Here is a 21,897-nt window from a genome sequence, read left to right as displayed (position 1 = left end):
AACGGATACCTCTCTAAAAAAGGGGAGCCGTAATTACTACCACTCCCCCCTATTTTGTTTTCTTATTTGATGTATTGGAAATCGGCTTCCAAGGTTTGGGCCGCATTCCCGCCTACGAAGACTTTGAAATCGCCTTCCTCTGTTTCCCACTTGGCATTGGCGGAATAAAACTCAAGTGTCTTGGCGTCTATGGTAAAGACTACTTTTTTGGTTTCATTGGGTTGCAACTCTACCATTTCAAACCCTTTTAATTCCTTTACTGGACGAGTGGCACTTGCTACCAAATCGCGTATGTACCATTGCACGACTTCCTTACCTGCTACTTTTCCGGTATTGGTCACCTCTACCGTAGCTTCAATTTTTCCAGTTGCATTCATGGTAGTGCTGGACAACTGCAAATTGCCATATTCAAATTTGGTATAGCTCAAACCATAACCAAAAGGATAGAGCGGGTCATTTTTTTCATCAATATAATGCGACCAAAACACGGTCCCCGGATCTAAGGCATGCGGACGTCCTGTGTTTTTATGATTGTAATACAAAGGCACTTGGCCTAAGTTACGAGGAAAGGTCATGGGTAATTTACCACTTGGGTTGTAATCGCCATACAATACTTGCGCGATGGCATTCCCGCTTTGCGAACCGAGTTGCCAAGCTTCCACTATCGCCGGAATGTGCTCGTCGGCCCATGGTAGCGCTAAAGGTCGGCCGTTGTTCAACACCAAAACAATATTCGGATTCACTGCATACACGGCTTCCAAGAGTTCTTGTTGCACCCCAGGTAACCCAATATCGGTTCTGCTGCGGGCTTCTCCTGAGTGTAAACCGTGCTCTCCCAACACCATTACCACTACATCGGCACTTTTGGCAACCGCGATGGCTTCGGCAAAACCACTTTTATCCGTGGTATTCATTTTGAGTTCGAATACAAACTTGGGCTCTTCCAACACTAAGTCTGCTCCTTTGGCGTAGGTCAATTGGTTGTCTTTATAGGCTTGCATACCTTCTAGTACCGAAACGGCCGACTTTTCATCGGCTGCCAAGCGCCAATTGCCCAGAGGACTTGTTTTATCCGCTGCCAAAGCACCAATTAAAGCAATTTTTTGTCCCGATTTTTTAAGTGGAAGAAGATCTTTGTTATTCTTTAAAAGAACAATCGATTTTTTGGCCATATCCAAAACGGTTTGTTGCATTTCGGGTTTGCCCACTGTTGCTTGTTCGTAAGCTTCGTCGCAATATTTATAGGGATTATCAAAAAGACCCAATAAAAATTTAGCTCTTAGAATGCGTTTTGTCGCTTCGTCAATGGTGCTTTCTTTTACTTTACCTTCGCGAACCAATTGTGCCAAATGGTCTACATACGCATAGGATTCCATATCCATGTCTGAACCTGCCGTAATGGCCAATTCGGCTGCGTGTTTAAGGTCTTTGGCATGCCCATGCAATTGCATTTCGAGTATGGATCCCCAATCCGAAACCACAAAACCTGGGAAGCCCCAGTCGCCTTTTAAGATTTTGCGTTGCAAATACGCATTTCCGGTAGCCGGTACTCCATTCCATTCGTTAAAAGCATTCATAAAACTCAGTACCCCTGCCTCAACTGCAGCTTTGAAGGGAGGCAAAATCACATTGTGAAGGGTCGATTCGCTCACATCCACCGTGTTGTAATCTCTTCCCGCCTCGGCAAAGGCATAACCTGCAAAGTGTTTGGCACAAGCCAAAATGTTTTTATTAGAGGATAAATCGCCTTGAAATCCTTCTACTCTAGCTTTGGCAATCAAACTGCCAAGGTAAGGGTCCTCGCCAGCGCCTTCCATTACCCTACCCCAACGGGCATCTCTGCTTATATCGACCATAGGAGCAAACGTCCAATTGATCCCTACGGCTCCTGCCTCTTCAGCGGCCATAGCTGCAGATGCTTTGATGGCTTCTAAATCCCAACTGGCTGATTCGGCCAACGGAATTGGACTTATGGTTTTATAGCCATGAATCACATCAAACCCAAACAAGAGCGGAATACCTAAGCGGGTTTCTTCCACGGCTATTTTTTGTAAAGCACGCACGTCTTTCACCCCTTTGACATTTAGCATCGAACCCACATAGCCTTTTTTCAAATCTTCATATTTCTTGGCCGCCTTCCCTTCTTGTGGTGTAGGTCCGGTAACGTCCCAAAAGCCATTGTATTGGTTCAATTGTCCAATTTTTTCTTCTAGCGTCATTTTTTTCAACAAAGTGGTCACTTTTTTATCCAAAGTAACGGCAGTATACTTTTGTTTTTTTTGTGCCAAAATACTTTGTGTAACCCCCACGATTGACAGCATCATTAGTACCAATATTCTTTTTTTCATAGGTCGCTATTTTGTGTTTTATTTTAGGTTTAGCTTATGGTTTTGATGGTGGAGAAATTGTAATATTTAAAATTCCAAATTCCAAATCTTAAATTCCAAATTCCAAAATCTTAAATTCCAATATTTGAAATTCCAAATTCCAATACTTGGGGAAGAAATTCCAAAGCTTAAATTCCAAATCTTAAATTCCAAATCTTAAATTCCAAATTCCAAAATCTTTAAAAAGAAATTCTAATATAAAATTCCAATATCTTAAATTCCAAATTCCAAAATCTTTAAAAAGAAATTCTAATATAAAATTCCAATATCTTAAATTCCAAATTCCAAAATCTTTAAAGAGAAATTCTAATATAAAAATTCCGATATTTGAAATTCCAAATTCCAATCCAAAAGCCGTTTTCAGTTGTTTCTTGATATAATCATAAAGACTAAAGGAAAATGAACTCCTCATTTTCCTTTAGTCAATTTAGTCTTGCAAAAATACCGTTGAAGATTATGTAATCTTTAGGCATACGATGATTTTAACTATAATTTAAGACAATTTCAAATTACTGTTCCTCTTCCTTTTTTTGAAGCAAGATGCTTTTGATTTCTCTAGCTTTTTCTTCGGTTAAATCATAATCGCTCATGATCCACATCGCTAAAAGCGTTCCTAACATTGGAATGCCGGAATAGAACAATCGCAAGCCCGTAACTGCACTTTCGGTTTGGGTGGCGGCATCAGGATTGAAACCAACAAAAGTCATAATCACCCCAGTCAACAATCCGGCAATGGCAAAACCGAATTTCACCATCCACCAGTAAATCGCTCCAAAAATACCTTCTCTACGTTTGCCCGATTGCAACTCGTCCACATCGCACACATCGGCAGTCATCGACATCATTAGGGTAAATAAACTTCCGATTCCAAAAGAAAAGAACGGGAGCGCGAACAAAAACATATAGGGTTTACCGGGGATAAAAAGGAACCACAATAAAATATATCCAAAAATAGAAATCCCTTGACAGATTAAAAAAGCCGTCTTTTTTCCGAATTGTTTAGACATCCAAGTCACAATTGGTATCACCATAAAAGTAGTAGCTAAGGCTCCTACGCTTCCAAAAAGGGTAGGCCAAACTCCAGCCGCTCCCACATCGCCTTGAAACAAATAATACACTACAATAAAGAAGGAGAAACTCGCTACCGTATTGAACGCATTAAAAATTAAAAAGGTGGCAAAACACAATTTTCTAAATGGCGCACTTTTGAATGCTTCGCCAAAACTGGCTATGATTTCTTTTAAACTTCCGGCTATTCCTTTTAGGTTTAGTGGTGCATAACTGGTTTCGTTTTCTGTTGATTTGCTTTTGACAAAAATGGCAGGCATCATGGCTAAAATCATGCAGGAAATTCCCACCCAAATGGCCAAACTACGTGTAGCAGTATCGGCATTTGGAAACCAACTTTGATCATACATAAACACCCAAAACCATGGTGCAATAACCCATGCCCATTGTCCTATCCACTGCGAAATGGCCATAATTGAGGTTCTCTCGTGAAAATCATCGCTCATTTCGTAGCCCATAGCCACGTAGGGTACACTAAAAATAGTGAGTCCCAAATAAAACATAAACGACCAAAACAAGAAATACAAAAAGTTATAATTTAAGCCGTTTTCTCGGTACAATTGCCACATCACCACGAAAGATACTCCCATAAGAATAGCCCCTATAAATACGTACTGACGGCGTCTGCCCCATTTTGATCGGGTGTTATCGGAGATGTATCCCATGATAGGATCTAAAAATGCGTCGAAAATACGAGGCAAAAAGAATAGAATCCCCCACATCCAGGCCGGAAACCCGAGATCTTGGACTAACACTACCATAAAAATCCCTAGTGCTGCGGGAAACATTTGATTGGCTAACATTCCAAATCCGAAAGCTAGTTTATGACTCATCGGTACTACTTTCACTGCACTTATACTTTTATTTTCCATACCCTTTTAAATTGGTTATTTATACATCAAAGATGGTTTGGATTACGATTTAGGAATATATCATAAAAGGAAACAGACCAAATCTGAATTGCTGTAATTTGATTGAATTATTTTTATTGTTGAACTACTGGGGGCGTTTTGACGTGCTCCCATAATTTTTTTTCGTCTCCATCATAGGTTTTGGTAATGGTTTTTCCCTCTCGGGTTAATCCTTTGAATATGCCTTGGTCCACGGCTTTCCAGAGTGCGAATTTGGCTTTGCCTTCCAGCGTGATCATCCCAAAATGATTTTCGGAACCCAGTGGATTTTTTGCATCTTTCCATTGCTCGTCGAAACCTTCGAAGTAAAAAAGACTTATTCCTGCCTGCTTACTCCAAGCTCTCATAAGGTCATGATAAACTGCTGCTTTGTATTCGTCGGTGGCTTTGGAACCTTCGGCTCCATAAAATTCGTTGGATACACTCGCCCATCCCGTTTCTCCGATGTGTAGGGGTTTGTTCACCCCAATGGATTGCATGTAATTTTTCACTTGATTGAACTGATTCACGGCATACTCTCGTGCCCGTAGCATGGCCTTGTCGATCTTTTCTTTCTCTGAAAGCCCAGCTTCTTCGGGTAAAACACCCCAGAATTTCGGGTTGTAATGGGTATCGTGCATCGGATAGGTATGTACTGACACATAATCTACCGCTTGAAACAACGTGGCTAAATCGGCCACATGATACTCTTTATCGCCCCCACCCCATGAAGCAAAATTATCCGAACTAGTTATCCAAAGGTCTTTAGGAAGATCACCTTTTTGTTTTAAGGATTGCAAATGATTTACCCATTTCAAAATGATACTAGGTTCCACATAATAGGCATATGCCCATTTGACCATGGCTTCGTTGCCCACGGCGATAATTTTAATGATATCCGGATACAATTGAGCCAATCGAACCGCTTCGGCAATTTCAACGGGATTGCGATCGCTGTCTTGGTTGCGGAGTAAAGGTTGCCCGGTCCAAGCATTTTTGCAATCGATCCAAGCGCCCAGCATAACATACATTTCAAAAGCAGGATTTTCCTTTTGGAGTAATCGAATGGCTTCCAACAAATGCGCTGTTTCAGCATAATGCACGTTATAGGTACGCAACACTTTGATGTTCATAGCCGAGAGTATCCTCAAATCGTCTACAATTTGTGCTACGGTAGGCACGTTTTCTCTGGAATTGGTTCGGTATCCGCCATAACACATGGCTTGATAGTTGGGATTTCCGAGTATAGTAGCTGCCGAAACTTCCTTAGGTAAGGAAGTTTGACTGCTTTTACAACTAAAAAAAACCAAGGTTAGCAATAGCATTACAATACCGTGGCAGTATTTATTTATTTTCATCTTAAAGCGACTTTAAGGAAACCACCAATTGGCTTATCTCTCCAGTTCTGTTGAATATTTTTTGGCTGATTTCATGGGTCAACGTCCTAGCAGGAAGGGCTGTTTTGGCTCCTGTGTTTGCGATGACCTCGATACCATCATGGTCAGCCCATTGGTATACTACAGGCACTTGACAAACCGTAAATGATAAACTACCTTTGGGCAATTGTACACTAAATTTCTCCTGATTAACGTTATACAACTCAACCTCCTCTGCCTCTTGTAAGAACTGATTGGCACTCAAGAATGTAGGTTCGAATGATAGGATTCCTTCTTTCACGGTTACTCCTAATTCCCCTTTTCTCGTTAAAAGATCCTCTTTTACTTGTCCCGTCATTCCAGGTTGTTGTGCCCCGCGATGTGAAGGGGTATGAGAATACGGATCGGTGGTAAACGCCCCGTATAATTTGGTGGGTTTATGTACCCCAATACCGGCTTTTACTCCTTCGTAATGAGCGGTTAAGGCGCTAACTAAATTCTTTTCTTTTTGCTCAACCGTTGCTTTTTGCAATACTTCCTGAACGGCCAAATGCAATTTAGAAATCATATGCCAGAAGGTAGATCCTAAGCCCTCATACCCAAAGAAAGTTCCAGATCGGCCTGTGAAGGCTTTGTGATTGAACACTTCTTCGAAAATCTGAAGAATCTTAGGCGTTTCCAAAGCGACTAATGTGCTGTATTTTTGGTTTTTACCCAATTGTTCTAATGCCTTTTTCAAATCGTTGGCATTATTGAAATTTCCATTAAAATGGTACGCTCCTTTCACATCTTGGTTAAGAATTGCTCCATTGTTATCCGCAATTAAAAGCGACAATAAGGTGGATTGCGCCACGCTTGGTGCTGGAATACAGTTTTTCTCCAGAAATTTAGGCAGCTCTTTGTTCGGGTATAAAATGTACGTATTTTGATCTTCACGATACAAAGCACTGTTTCGCAATGCCTCAATAGTTTGTAAGGCGGCTTCCGCAGTTAAATAACCCGAACTTAACACGGCTACTTGACCTTCTAGCATTTCGTCTAAATACGAAATGGTAACGCCATCATTCACCACTTCCATCAAGTTATAAGCATGATACAAATGATCCGGACGTTCGTTGGCCTTAATGGTATGATCAATATATTTTAAGGTCAAGGCAGTAAACGCTTTTAATTCGGCTACCGACACCGAACGTTTTTGCCCCGAAAAACCGAATTCATAAATATGCAAACGGTATTTTGAAGCAGCTTCGCCTAAACCATCTAAAATGGCTTTACGTTTTTGATCATTAATCGGTCCTGAAAGAGCCGACTGATGATGTGCCAAACACTCCTTAGTATCATCGAAGAACTGAATGATTTCGTTGGACAGCTCGATTTGTTCTGCAGCATAAGCGGACAACATCGCTTCAAAAGAAGTCATAAAACGACGCAAATAGTATAGGGTTACCATAGAAACACCGTTGCCCACCAAGGCATTATTAGCATCATTCCACTCCGGACGTTGTGTATTCATCCAAATTCCTCCTTCTGGAATAAAATTCGATACTTTGGCTAATAGAGTCGCCAACATTTTCTCGATAAAGTTCACGTGGTGAATCCCTCCTTTGGACGTGGTTAACAAAGCGCCATCGGCTCCAATTTTTGCTTTACGTTCATGAATTTTCTTTTCCCAACTAAAACTGTAATCAATAGTCTCTTTAGAATTTTTTACGATGTCTTTATAGGACTTAATGGTATAAGGAACCGCAGCATATACAAAACAATCTTTGTCAAAATACGACTGTAATCGGCCTGGATAAAACTTTTGAATGAACTCTAAAAACTTTTGTAGATAAATGATTTGGTGGTCGCCCCAATAACCAATGTAGGCCCATGGATTGTCTGGTTCTAAAGCTTCCCAATCAAACCCACTTTTGGTTACACGGTACGGATTGTATCCGTCAAAAGTTGAAGCATTCAAGAACTTATGAATCATCCCCTCGATAAAATTAGGGTACGAATGTGCTAAAGCTTCCCAGTTTTGGAAAATATCGCGCCAGTTGCCTTGATAATCTAACACTTTAGAGCCATCTATTTCATTTCGGGTGTTGATAGAGAATTTATTCCAAGGACGGCTTGGATCCCCATGACGACGGCTGAATTTGAGTGGTAAATATTCCGTACACAAACGCACTAGATCTTGATCTTCATGATTTTGTACCCGTTCTAGTAATTCGGTGTAATTGAACGCTTCGGCTAAGGCCTCAAAAAACGCGCTGTTTTTGGCAAAAACGACAGCATTTGCTTTTTCGAAATACGGCACAAAATCTGCTTTTTCTATTTTGTAGTTTTCGTCAAAAATTCCTCCACGCATACAATTGAAGAGTGCATTCGAAAAATGACGTGCATCCGATTTTTTATCGGCAGTAAACTGCAATCCGTCTGCCGCAGCATTCAGGGCAATTAAGTTTTTAGTACCTAGTAACACGTCTTCCTTAAGTTGACGTTCTAAAGTGGCATCCTTAAGAATCGCCTCACAAAGGGCAACTACTTGTGCTTGGTTTTGATTTACATTCGCAATAAATTTCCAAGACTTATCTGAATTGGGAGCCATCTGAAGTTCGCTACTAATAAAATAAGCTCCTTTTTCGCCTTTATTATCATTTTCATTGCTAAGCTTTTGCCCTTTTCTAAAGGCAGGAACTTGCTTGGAAGACACTAAATAAGTGGGGTGCTCCATACCCATGGACCAAACAATATTCGCTTTGAGCGCCTCGCTTGGTTCTGCTCTATCCACAATAATGGCACTTAAAGCAAAAATTCCCATACCACTTTCGGCATGCAATTCGCTTCTTTTGTATGCATCTACTAAATTACTGGTACTGTTTTGCAAATCGCTACCTACACCGTACGGTATAATATTTTGAAGACCATCTAAAACGGTTAACGCATAGTCTTTATCGGAATTATTGACTACCGTTGATTGCTTAACAAACCCAAAGCGGTTGCTTGAACTCCATTGGTAACGGAACGTAAGTTGTAAATCCTCGTGTATTTCTTCAAAAATTACACTGTTGCCATAAAAACTTTTGTACAAGTTTCGCGTCAAGGTATAGGTGTCATTAAAACGATCGGAAAAAGGTTCCCAAATCAGGGTTTTGTCCTTTAATCGAATTTGGAAAATGGTTTTGCTACCGGTTATATCGGCTGATTCTGTAATTTTATCATCGGTATAATATGGAAACAATGCATAGTCTGCATTTTTTCTTCCTGCTGACAGTCCGCCATTGCTAGCCAAAAACAGCCAATGATCGGAATCGCTTACTACACTCATTAGGAAGGGTCTTAGTGCGTCGCTATTTTCTATTTTATAATATTTTTCTCCTGCTATTTCGACAAGGTTCATGATGTACTGATTTTAAAAATTAATAAAAAGAGTGGTGCTGTAATTCCGTTATTGTGGTATTCCTCTTGAGGAATCTTCACTCGTTATCTGTTCTAGTTTTTTTTTGTTTTGTTTGTTATTCCTGCTATCTTTTTATGTAGTTTTTTGGAGGTCATCCCTTTTGATAAGGGGTTTACTTGGTGTATTTTTTGTAAAAGGAAATAGGCCAAGCGGGGTTGCAATTCGTACACTTTCGCAGGTGGTGCCGGTTTTTTGGCACAAATCCCAAACCATTCTTCGTTCATGTTGTTTTTTCCTTTTTCATAATCGGCAGTGTAGCCGCCGTTGGACCACGATGCGGTGGTGTCGTGCACGTCTAAATTGTAGGTTTGACCTGTTTTCCACCAGCCGTCGCTAAATTGGAACGTAAACCCGCCGATACAATTTTGACCTTTGCCTAAACCCGAGGCGTTTTCATATATTTCTTGCCAATTCCCTTTTAAGATGGCTGCCTGTGCTTCTTGGTCTTCTTTTTGGGTTTTCACATTAAAAGCATCGGCACCAAACTCGGTTAACAGTACCGGTTTTCCGTATTCTTTTTGTACTCTTTCGAATAGATCGCCAAAAGACAATCCTCGATACACGTTGATGCCCAACACATCAATATTGGGACATTCTTTTACGATAAGATCCAAGAACATCAAATCGCCATTGCAAATCGCCACAGGATGATGGGTATCGATTTTCTTCATAGCGGTTGCTGCCTCATTAAAAAGGCGGTATAAGGCTTGCGCTCTTTGGGTTGATTTTTGATCTGCTACGGGTACATTCTCGGTTTCGGCTCCTTCCCAAAACAGTCCAAAATTGTTTTCATTGCCCAACAAAAAGAGTAAAAGTCCTTTGGTATCCTTGTATTCTTGTGTTAATTGTTGTACTTCTTGCAACAAAGCGGTTCTTACTTTGGGGTCGGCATATTCGGTATTGGCTACCCAATTGCCTTCGATCGCTACACCATATCGGCCAAAAGGATGGTTGAGCATAGTATAGATTCCGAATCGCGTATGAATGTATTCGATCCATTTTTTGGGAATTCCTGTATACACTCTAATAGTGTTTACACCCATTTTTTGAAGTAGGCCCATTTCATTGTCTAAGGCTTTTTGAATAAACTCCTCGGGTTGCTCCCATAAGTTAAAAGCGTAATTATGTCCCACGGGAAAATAATCCCAATTCATGCCTTTCACCAGCCAATTTTTACCATCTATTTGAAGGGTAATACCTTTGTTATCCGAATGTATCTTTACCGATTGGCTTTGACCAAAGACCGAAAAAGATACGGTAGCTAATAGTAGTACTGCTATAATTTTATTCATCATTAGATATACTTACTCTGAATGTTTTTTACAACTCACTTGGAATGGTAAAAAACATTAAAAAATGGTTTCTTAAAATGTTTTGAAAAATGAGTGCTATTACTACTGCACGATGTCTAAGTACTCCTTTGTTTAAATAGTAATATTGACGGATAAGATTAAAAATCAATACCAGAGTAAGTTGGTATTACCCAACTTACTCGATATTGAAAAAAGCAACATTAATTTATTGGTATACTCTGATGTAATCCACTTCCATTGTACCTTGCGTGAATAACGGATCGATAGTTCCGCCTAAGCTTCCACCCATGGCCACATTCATAATCAAGAAGAACTCTTTATTGAATACTGTAGAGGCAGAATTAGCATACGTGTAATACAATTCATTGTCTACATAAAACTTGATAGCAGCAGGAGACCAAATGGTTTTGTACACATGGAATTCTGTTTCTGCATTCGTGATGGTTTTCTTACCTACCAAGGCACCACCACCAGAATTTCCAGGGAAATGTAGAGCTGAACTTATTTCATTTGGTTTGTTGCCCACATACTCTAAGAAATCAATTTCGCCACAAGCTGGCCATCCTACAGTAGGGAAATCACTACCTAAAGACCACACTGCAGGCCAAGTACCACCGCCTTTGGCCATTTTGGCTCTAAATTCAATTTTACCATACTTAAAGCTGTATTTCCCTTGGGTTTTGATACGTGCTGAGGTATAATTGGCTCCTTCTTTTTTAGCTGTAATTTTCAAAACACCACCTTGAACTACCACATTGTTAGCGCTGTTGGTATAGTTTTGTACTTCGTTATTCCCCCAGCCACCAGCGCCAAGGTCGTATCCCCATTTATTAGCATCTGGAGCTCCGTCTGTATCAAATTCGTCTGACCATACTAATTTAGTATAATCACTTGGACCTGCTGAACCAGGAGGTGTTGACGTAAAGATATGATACCAAGCTAAGTCTTTATTGTTGCCCATTACGGCTCTTACTACCATTCTGTTTTCTGTTAAGGAAAGGATTTCATATTTGCTAGTTCCAATGAAATACCCCATAAAACCATTATCAGAGAAATTCAACATGGTACCACGAGTTTGAGTCGCTGCATTTGGATTTTTAGACACGAATGAATCCGAAGGGCTTAACAATACTGTTTTTTGTCCTTTGGTGTCTAAAGCTTGACAACGGTCATCTCCTCCTCCTAAATAAGAACCATGATAGAATGTATCGCCTTTGTTGTCCAATTCAAATTTCAAGTCATTTCCAACTTTAGAGAATGTCATCACGCTATTGTACAAACAAGTACCTGCTTTTTCATCCGGTGCCGCTGCATACCATACAGGATAGTAATTTTGAGTCGCATCGTTACTGTTGGGTCCTACGCCTAAGTGTCCTTGCTCTGATTGTGACCAATACCATTTTTTTGAACTTCCTCCTGTTAAGAATTGTACGGCTTCCTCGTCTTTGAAAGTGCTCAATACTTTTACTTCAATGGTAGTATTGGTAGTGATTCCTCCTTTTCCGCTGGCCAAAACCGTTACGGTATAGGTATTTACCCCAGGTTTGGTAAAGGCTTTTTCAAAAATTCCGCTAGGGGCATTTTCTGACGTACCGTCACTAAAAATATATTTGTAAGAAATGGCGTTATCGGCTTTGGCGGTTAGCAAAACTTTACCCGTTCCGTCCCCATCAGGGGTAGCGGCCGTTTTTCCGATAATATCCACTTTTACTTGTAAGTTGGTCGGAGCAGTCAAGGCTCCAAACTCTACATTATCGTCCTGGCAATTTACCATCATCAGTAGTAAAAAGACAGCTGTTATCTGTTTTAAAATATTTTTCATTGTTGAATAGTTTTAGTTGGATTGTTTGAAGTCATCAAAATAATAAGTCGTTCCAGTACCATCCACTCCAAAATCAGGGAATAACGCGATTAGATTGTACGTTTTTGATGCATCATATTTACCTGTTAAATCGAAAGTTAATACTTCCCAAGCATTAGCTTTAGTAGTAGTCGCGTCCACTTCGAAGTTAGTATTAGAATTGGCTTGATCTTCCATTTTGAACTTAATCGTTGCGCCTACTTTTGGTGACCAAACGGTGATTTTCACTTTAGTTCCTTTGGTAAAATCCATTTTAGTATCTAATGGTAAAGTAGCTCCTGCCCAAATTTGTGCTCCAGCAGTCTTTTCTATTTTAACTACTTTGTTAGAAACATTGGCTCCCGATTTGTCTGGATTAGTAACCACCGATGCAGGAATAGGACCAAAACTTGATGATCCAAAACCAGACCAAGTGTATGGCAATACTGTAGATTCGAAATCTATAGGGAATTGTGTCAATTCCTTAGGTGTTCTGTAGAAATAAATGTTATCAATAAATACAGAGCCTTTAGCCCATGGAGTCCCAACAAATTTCAATTGAAAAATATCTGACACTTTCAATCCTTGACTAGTGAAAGCTGAAATTGGAATTTCGATACTAGTCCATTGGTTAGCCACTAGATCTTTCACTACTGGTTTTTCACCACCTGTTAAGCTGATCAAAGAGGTTTCGATTTTGGCTAAATCGGCGGTCCAAACATCCATGTGTAAAAACTCCATAGCAGAAACATCAATTGTTTTTCCATCGGCCAATTGAATTCCTTGGTAGCTCAAGTTGATATAATTTAGCATTTTATCACCATTCAAATCAAACTCAGCCCAGCTGCTGCCTTGTCCGCCTTGTCCCCAATCTGGGAAGAAATTCGTACCGGCTAAATTGGTGTATTTGCTACCATATAAACTTATCACATCAGCAGGTTGTCTGTTAGGAGGTGTTGGAGCCGAGGCACTTGGAGCCACTACTTTAGTTGCTATCACTTTTGCCGTATAGGTTGTAGTAGCAATGGCCGCACTTTTTGACACCACTCTAATGTTGTATTCACCTGCCGCTTTGTAAGTATATGAAACCGCTTCGCCATTGTTGGCTAAAACTGGTTTATCATTACCTGGTTCTCCAAAATACACTTCATAAAACAAAGCAAAATCGGCTGTAGCTTTTACGGTTACTTTGTAAGACACCACTTTGTCATTTTCAATTGTCACCACTAAGTTTTCAGGTGCTCTAAAGGCCACTACCACTTTTTGGATCGCTTCAGTTCTTTTGCCATCTATGGTAGTTCCCACAATCTTAGCATCGTATACCCCTTCTTTGTACACATGGTCTACCGATTGTCCAGGAATCACATAGGCAGGATCTTTGGTACCATCACCAAAATATATTTCATATCGAGTTACCCCTTCTCCACGAGGTAAGATGGTCACCTTACCCGTATTGTCTTGGGTAACGGTAGTTAACGCTGATAAATTGCCAGGAGCAGGAACACCGCTCAAATCGATCAGATCGTTTTCGTTAGTACAACTCAACAGTATTGTGAGTACTAACATTTGTATGATTACAACTATTTTTTTCATATATGTAAAATTTATTTTTTGTATGTCATATATGTTATCGCCTTTAACCCATTGGTGTTTGCAACAAACAGATTGATAATGGGCGATTTCATAAAACTTTACTTTTATATTATGTCAGCTTCGAAAGATGCAATTGAATTATGGAATTGCCTCTGCCATAGCCATTATGACTTCTAGGAATTAATATCCAGGGTTTTGTTCCCAGTTACCGTTTGAAAACTGAATTTCTTCGATTGGAATTGGGAATAACTCATTTTTATTCGCTTTAAAGTTTGGAATTTTCCCAGCCGCTTTACCAGTTCTCACTAAGTCAAAGAAACGGTGTCCTTCTCCCATCAATTCTAAACGTCTTTCTGCTAAAATAAAGTCAACTAAAGCTGGACCAGAAGCCGTAATATCATGGTTCAAATCTCCAAAAGCACGACGACGTACATCGTTCAAATATTGTTTGGCTTTGGCATCGCTAATTCCTCCTCTAGCATTGGCTTCGGCCGCCATTAACAATACATCAGCATAACGAATAGCTCTGTAGTTGTTTGGATTGGTCAAGTTCAAATCTCCTTGAGAAGAAGAGCTACGTTTTCTTGGCAAATATTTTTGATTATAGTAACCTGTATGCTCATTCCCTTCATCATAAATAGTATTATTGGCTGCTGACCATGCAACTATATCTAATATAGAAGTACTCAATCTACTGTCTCCCACTTCAAATGCATTATAACTTTCTTTTGTTGGTACATTGAAACTATAACCAGAAGTATATTTAGGTGGAGGATTAGGATTAGGTACCCCTGCGGTTATAGGCTTTAATTTATAGCCTCGTATCCCATTAAATCCTACAGCTACGTTACCTTCACTACATTGTAAACAATTAAACCCAGCTCCTTCAGCATCGGTATATTGTACTTCAAAAACCGATTCTTTGTTGTTTTCTCCTTCGGCTTCAAAAATACTGTTATAATCAGTAACCAATTGGTACGTATTGGATGTAATTACACTTTCTAAAGTAGTTGCTGCTTGCGCAAATTTGTTTTGGTATAAGTATGCTTTTCCTAGCAAGGCTAAGGCAGCCCCTTTAGTAGCACGTCCTTTTTGAGCAGGAACCGCTGCTAAATTTTGAGAAGCAAAAATCAAATCGGATTCGATAGACGCATATACTTCTTCTTTAGTGGCTCTTTTAATGGTTTTTTCGTCTCCAATTTTGAAACGGGCATCGCCTTTTAAAGGAATACCTCCAAACCATTTTACCAATTCAAAATGGTAGTACGCACGCAAGAAACGCGCTTCGGCGATGATTTGGTTTTTGCCTTGAAAATCGATTTTATCTTTGAATTCTAAGATAAAGTTGGCTCTTTGCACACCGGCAAACATCCAGTTCCATACATCTCTCAAGTTACTGTTGATAGGAGTATGGATCATATCGTCTACTTGTTGAAAACCGATCACATCGGTTGGGTTTTCCCCCCCTGCTAAGGTATTGTCTGAAGCAATTTCGCCCAACAATACATTCACATAAGACGATTGCAACAAGTCGTAAGCTGCGATAAGAGCGTATTCATAATCTGCTTTCGCATTGAAATAATTTTCGGAATCGATAGAATATTCGGGTTTACGATCCACAAAGTCATCAGTACATGAGGTTACGCTAAAGGCTGAAACCACTACCGTTGCTATGGTTAAAATAAGATACTTTTTCATTGTAATTGCAATTAGAAATTAATGTTTAAACCGAACATGTATGTTCTAGGAATTGGATAGAAACCGTAGTCAATTCCCCCTCCAATTGGAGCACCATTCGAAGCCCCTGGATCGTAACCTCTGTACTTGGTTAAGGTCAACAAGTTGTTTACCCCAGCGTACATTCTGAATTTAGACATACTAAATCTTTCGGTAAATTTAGAATTCAAAGTATATCCTAATTGAATGTTTTGGATTCTGAAATACGAAGCGTCTTCTACAAAGTAATCAGAGAACACATTATTGGATGTAGCTCCCGTAGTTACTCTAGGTACAGAATTGCTAGTCCCTTCTCCTGTCCAACGGTCTAATACATAGTTCAAACGATTTGCGTCTGATAAAGTTCTTTCGTAGTTACGCACCATATCGTTGCCTACAGAAGCAAAAGTGTATAATGCAAAATCAAGATTTTTATAGTTCAATTGAACATTGAATCCCATAGTAGCGGCAGGAACTGGGTCACCGATATTGGTTCTATCTTTGGCGTCAATTACTCCATCTTCGTTGATATCAACATAGCGAATATCACCAGGTACTGCTTCGGCTCCTAAAGCTAATTGAGAAGGATGAGCGTCAACTTCGGCTTGGTTTTGAAAGATACCATCGGTTTTGTATCCATAGAAATATCCGATTGGTAATCCTACTTGCATTCTTGAAGGAGCAGGTTGTCCAACTCCAAATGAACCTCCTTCGATAAATCCAGTACCGTTATTCACTTCCAACACTTTATTTTTCAAGAAGGTAACATTATAACCTACGCTAAAGGATAATTCATTTTCAAACGTTTTTTTGTAATCTACCGCAAATTCGATCCCTGAGTTTCTTACCGTACCGGCATTCAAAGTAGGAGCACTTGCCCCTGGAGCAAATACTCCAGTAATACCAGAAACAGGAATGTTTGGAATCAATAGGTCAGCACGGGTATCGATAAAATAATCGGTAATGATAGATAATTGGTTATCGAATAATTTTAAATCCAAACCAACGTCGAATTTCTTGGCTTCTTCCCATTTTAAATCAGGGTTAGGTGTTTGTCCTGTAGCTGTACCATTTACAATGGCATTATCAAAAACGTAAGTTGCTTCACCGTTTAGGAACCCTACATAGCCATTATTTGGAATTTGGTCATTTCCAAGGGTACCATAACTTGCTCTTAATTTCATAAAGCTCAAGGTTCTGTTTTCCCCGTAGAATCCTTCGTCAGAAATGATCCAACCCGCTGTGAACGATGGAAAATATCCAACCTTATTTCCAGGTCCAAATTTGGTCGAAGCATCGCGTCTTAACATGGCCGACAACAAATATTTTCCTTTATAATCGTATTGTACTCTACCGAAGTACGACAATCTTCTTTCGTCATATACATAAGAACTGTTGGTTCTACCATCAATAGTACCCGGAGTTAATGCAATATCAGCATATTCCCAAGAATTATAGGGTACATCAAATCCAGTAGCAAATAACCCATTCCCCCATTGTTTATAAATGGTATTTCCTAAAGTTCCTACCAAGTTATGGTCTTCGCCAAATGTTTTGTTGTAAGTAGCAAAAAGGTCAAATGAGTAATCGTTGTCATTTACTGCTCCTTGGGTTACCGAGCTACGAACTACATCAAATACTTTTCCTCCATAAGATACTTCTTTGGCAAAAGTTTTAGACTTAGCGTTTGCGGTATTAAAACCAATGGTACTAGAAAGGGTAAATCCTTCAAAAAGTTTGTAGTCAACACCGAAGTTACCATTCAATTTTTTGAAGTTGTAAGCATTGTAAGTATTGTCTATTTGAGCTAATGGGTTGATGATTTCAGTACCTAAACCAGTTATTGGTAGTACGGTAAAGCTACCATTGGCATCATATGGACTAAAAGTTGCCGGTACGTTCAAGGCATTGAACAATACTGAACCTAATCCGTTTTCGTTTAATGTTTTTCTATCAAAATAAGTATAGATAACGTTGGTTTTCAATTTGATTTTATCAGTCAAATCGGCACCAAGAGCAATTCTTGCTGTGTTTCTAAGGAAACCTGATTTAGCGCCTCCAATGATACCTTCTTGATCTAAATGTGAACCACTCACAGAGTAATTGATTTTCTCTGCACCACCAGAAATGGTCATGTCATGGTTAATCATTGGTACGCCTGTTTGGAACACTTGTTTTTGCCAGTTGGTTCCTTTGCCCAAGCCTGTTACGTTAGGATAAGGTATGGTTTGTCCTCCATTGGCATAGCTTTCATTCAATAATAAAGCGTATTCTGTAGCATTTAAAGTAGGTAATATACGAGCTGCTTCTTGAAAACCAACGTAAGTATTATAATTTACTTTTGTTTTTTGGTTTTTCTTTCCGGCTTTGGTTGTTACTAAGATTACCCCGTTAGCACCAATAGTACCATAAATAGCGGCTTGTGCATCTTTCAGAACGGTGATGGTCTCAATATCGTTAGGGTTTAACAATCCTAATTCCCCCACATAACCGTCAATAATAGTGGTTGGACGGTTTTCTCCATTGGTAGCGATACCACGAATACGGATATCCAAGGCAGCACCCGGAGCACCAGATTGTGTGGTTACGTTTACCCCAGAAACCGTTCCTTGAAGGGCTTGTTCTACTTTAACAGGTTTAATAACATCCAGTGCTTTACCGTCTAGAACAGAAACGGCACCGGTTACTTCTCTTTTCTTTTGGGTACCGTATCCAATTACCACAACTTCTTTCAGTGTGTTGGATTCTTCTACCATTTTCACGGTGATGGGTTTATTTCCCGATACCGTTACTTGATAGTCTTTGTATCCGATGTAACTAAAAACTATCACCGCGTTGTTGGCTAGGTTTTTTAATTTAAAACTTCCATCAAAGTCGGTTTGTGTGCTTTGACTTCCGTCTTTCACTCTCACATTAACCCCCGGAAGAGAGAGTCCGTCTGTGGCACTGAGTACCGTTCCACTGATTTCATTTGTTTGCGCATATCCTAATGATGCAAACAAAATGAAAGCAATTACTACTAATTTAGATCTCATAATGTTTAGGTTTTGTATTGAATTGTAAATTTAAGCTAACTACAACGTGATAGTTTAAATTCCACCTCTACAAAAAACATACAAAGCAAAAAAAGCAGTCTATTTTTTTATTAATCGCAAAATAGTCCCCGTAATTATTGCGAATTCAGCAATTTAAATAAAATGTTAATCCTGTTAAAAGCTTCCCAAAAAACCCCAATGTTGAGGTGTTGTATAGGTAAATTATGTTAAAAAAAGAAAAACTATACCATTAGAATGTACTCTACTAAGCCTTTTTCGTGTTCTAAATCTAATTTTTTACGCAAACGATACCGTTTAATTTCTACACTTCTAACCGAGATGTTGAGTAGTGGCGCAATTTCTTTAGACGATAAATTCATGCGTAGATAAGCACACAAGCGCAAATCGTTGGAGGTTAAATTGGGATGGAGTTGTTTGATACGCTTTAGGAAATCTTTATCGACACTATCAAAGGCTTCTTGAAACACCTTCCAAGAATCTTCCGAAGTGATGTTTTTATTAATCGTAGAAATCACCGATTTAATTTTGGAAGTGCTGCCATCGCTTTGTGCGGTCTTCTTTAAATCTTCTTTAATAAAAGCCAACAATTCGTTTTTGTTGTGCAAGCTCATGGTGGACACCGCCAATTCTCTATTTTTAGAATCCACATCTTGTACTAACTGTTCGTTGCGAAGACGCATTAATTCTTGTTGATTTTCTAGTTCTTGAATTTCTAACAAACGATTGTTTTCTTCGATCAATTTGGCTTGCTTTTTTTCATAGGCTTTTTGATACGCTTGATGAACGTAATAAATTAGCACCCCTAAAAGCAACATATAAATCACTATGGCAAAATTGGTCGCATACCAAGGTTTTAAAATGGTAAAGGAATACGTCCCTACATTTTCCAAAACTTCATTGGAAAAACGAGCGCGTACTTTAAAAACATAATCACCAGGGGGTAAATTCTTGTAAAACATGGAAGAGCGACCATTCCAAGCGCTCCATTGTTCTTGAAACCCTTCCAATTGAAATTGGTATTGAGGATTAATGAACTTGTTGTACACCGGTACCGTAAAATTAATGATGATGTTGTTTTGTTTGGCATCAAATTTTGAATTGCCAGTTGTGGGAAAGAAAAAAGTTCCTTCATCCAAGCGGCTAATACCAACTTTAGTAATATTTACTTTATAATTTCTATCTTCCAATTCTTTAAAATTCACCGTCAAATACCCGTTGGAAGTCCCCAGCAACATTGTTGACTTGCCCACTTGGGTACAATTTTCATAGCCCAACATTGCATTAGACAATGCCGAGGTTATCGGAATGGTATTGTCCTTAAGTTGATTGCTCAATTTGCTTTCGGTGATGTAATGCATGCTGTTTTTGGTAAACAACCACAATCTATTAGCGTTGTCTACTATCATTCGGCCCGATTTGTATTGGTCTTTTTGAAAAATGCCACTCAAAAAAGGATCTTTTTCAAATTGTTTCGTTTTGGGGTTCAATTTGAACACCCCTTCTTTGTACGCATAATAGATTGCGCCATTGAACTTGGTTAATCCAGAATTGATGCCTTTTTTGGGATAGGTATACATGTACACCGGTGTGGTTTGGGTCAATTCTTTATCTAGATGCAAACGAAAAACCCCTTTGTATTCATGACTGATATAAACATCAAGTCCGTTGGTGATTTCAAAACTTTTAGCCGAATTGTTGAATCCCTTAATTTTGTTTTTGAACACCCATTGGTTGTTCACTTTTTGCAAGACTGAAACCCCGTAATAATTTCCTTGTAATAAAACGTCTTTTCGATTAGGAATAGGGCTCAACTTCCAGGTACCCGACTGCTTGAAAATGAAAGATGCCGTTCCTCCATTGACTAAAAGAGTACCCGAATCGTGTCCACAAAAAAGAGCTCCATCGTACTCATACAAAGACCAAACCTGGCCTTTGGTACCTGGAATAAACTTAAAATCTTCATTGCTATTGAATTTTTTAAAAAATAGCCCTTGATTAGTTCCTATATATAGCAATCCGTTATGAAGCTTAGTGGCGTATACCGTTCCTAATTTACCCGAAATATCGACAAAACTTTTAATGGGTGATTGCAAATTGATGCAATTGATCCCGTTATCCAAACCTACCCATAAATTGGCATCTTTATCTTCAAACAAAGACAAGACCGTATTATTAGACAAGCCTTTTCCTTGGTAAAGATGGTACCGTAGTTTTCCGTTAGCATTGAGAATAAACACCCCATTGGACACCGTCCCGATAGCAAAATCACCATTAGCTAACTGCAAACTATTGTAGATTACTACTGAAAACAATTCTGCATCAATTTCGGTAGCAAAACGTTTTAATTTTCCATCTACTAAGGTATAAAACCCATTCGACTGTGTTTGAATCAATAGTCCGCCTTCGGTAGCAAACACGTTTACAATTTTATTGTTTTTCAAAATTGGGTCGGCACTTACTAAACTCTCTCGGCCGCGAACAATTTCGTATAAACCCGAAGCTACCGTTTGATAATATACAGTGTTTGCCGTGTGAAAAGACTTTAAAATAGAACTACTCGGGGCAATAATTTTGAAGGTGTCTTTTTTAGAATCATAAATAAAAATCTTATCTAAGGACTGAAAAATTACCCACTGATCAAAATGATGAATGTTCCAAAACTGCTCGTCTTCTTGAATTTTGTTTTTGACTTTAGCACCTAATGACGTATAACGTAACTGTCCATTTCCCATGCGGGTCCAATACCCAAAATCCATATAATTTCCCGTATAAATGCGCTCTCCTATTACTTTTACAGAACGTACAATACTTTCATTGGCCGCGGGATAGATTTCCCATTTGGAGCCATCATAAGACAAAACCCCTTCATTGTTAGCAAAATACAGGTACTGATTTTGATCTTGAGCAATCATCCAATTTTGATTCCCTCCCCCATATGAAAGTGGGGTGTATCGTAATATTGGAGGAATCTCTTGAGACCAAACCCCTAAAAAAGAAAAAAGAAAAATATAAAGAAAAGTGTATAGTAAACGCATAGTATCCAGAATTAACATAAATCGACCCAAAAGTAATGATTTTGAAATAAATGAGGTAAAACACTATCATAAACCATCGAAAATCCTTAAAAATCAAACCACTAAAGCAAAATAACAGCAAAAAAAACAGCAAGACATCACTCTTTAAAAAGCGTAAAATTGACTACTTTTGCGAAAA

General features: G+C 39.1%; 11 protein-coding genes. All 11 read right to left on the bottom strand.

Annotated elements, in window-relative coordinates; genetic code table 11:
- Positions 1–62: 62 nt before the first annotated feature.
- A complete protein-coding gene (bglX, locus tag ACZIX2_RS08035; RefSeq protein ID WP_463339574.1) occupies positions 63–2,348 on the bottom strand; it encodes a beta-glucosidase BglX in 2,286 nt (761 codons plus the stop codon).
- 181 nt (positions 2,349–2,529) lie between these two features.
- Complete coding sequence (locus ACZIX2_RS08030; RefSeq protein ID WP_463339573.1) at positions 2,530–2,799, bottom strand: hypothetical protein; 270 nt, start codon at positions 2,797–2,799, stop codon at positions 2,530–2,532.
- A 97-nt stretch (positions 2,800–2,896) separates the two neighbouring features.
- Positions 2,897–4,327: an MFS transporter gene (locus ACZIX2_RS08025; protein WP_463339572.1), complete on the bottom strand. Its 1,431-nt coding sequence runs from the start codon at positions 4,325–4,327 to the stop codon at positions 2,897–2,899.
- 113 nt (positions 4,328–4,440) lie between these two features.
- Complete coding sequence (locus tag ACZIX2_RS08020) at positions 4,441–5,703, bottom strand: glycosyl hydrolase family 17 protein (RefSeq protein WP_463339571.1); 1,263 nt, start codon at positions 5,701–5,703, stop codon at positions 4,441–4,443.
- Position 5,704: 1 nt separating this feature from the next.
- Positions 5,705–9,106, bottom strand: coding sequence for a hypothetical protein (locus ACZIX2_RS08015; protein WP_463339570.1), 3,402 nt, complete (start codon positions 9,104–9,106; stop codon positions 5,705–5,707).
- A gap of 92 nt (positions 9,107–9,198) precedes the next feature.
- Positions 9,199–10,461, bottom strand: a complete 1,263-nt coding sequence (locus ACZIX2_RS08010; RefSeq protein WP_463339569.1) for a glycoside hydrolase family 2 TIM barrel-domain containing protein — start codon at positions 10,459–10,461, stop codon at positions 9,199–9,201.
- A 223-nt stretch (positions 10,462–10,684) separates the two neighbouring features.
- Positions 10,685–12,301, bottom strand: coding sequence for a family 16 glycosylhydrolase (locus ACZIX2_RS08005; protein ID WP_463339568.1), 1,617 nt, complete (start codon positions 12,299–12,301; stop codon positions 10,685–10,687).
- A 12-nt stretch (positions 12,302–12,313) separates the two neighbouring features.
- Positions 12,314–13,912, bottom strand: coding sequence for a hypothetical protein (locus tag ACZIX2_RS08000; RefSeq protein ID WP_463339567.1), 1,599 nt, complete (start codon positions 13,910–13,912; stop codon positions 12,314–12,316).
- Positions 13,913–14,092: 180 nt separating this feature from the next.
- Positions 14,093–15,610, bottom strand: coding sequence for a RagB/SusD family nutrient uptake outer membrane protein (locus tag ACZIX2_RS07995; protein WP_463339566.1), 1,518 nt, complete (start codon positions 15,608–15,610; stop codon positions 14,093–14,095).
- Positions 15,611–15,621: 11 nt separating this feature from the next.
- Entirely contained in the window at positions 15,622–18,663 is a 3,042-nt protein-coding gene (locus ACZIX2_RS07990) for a SusC/RagA family TonB-linked outer membrane protein (RefSeq protein ID WP_463339565.1), read from the bottom strand.
- A gap of 242 nt (positions 18,664–18,905) precedes the next feature.
- Positions 18,906–21,719: a helix-turn-helix and ligand-binding sensor domain-containing protein gene (locus tag ACZIX2_RS07985; RefSeq protein WP_463339564.1), complete on the bottom strand. Its 2,814-nt coding sequence runs from the start codon at positions 21,717–21,719 to the stop codon at positions 18,906–18,908.
- Between the last annotated feature and the right edge of the window lie 178 nt (positions 21,720–21,897).

It is taken from the genome of Flavobacterium riviphilum (genome assembly GCF_055231795.1).
The sequence above is the reverse complement of the archived record's forward strand: the minus strand, read 5'-3'. Positions and strand labels throughout refer to the sequence as shown.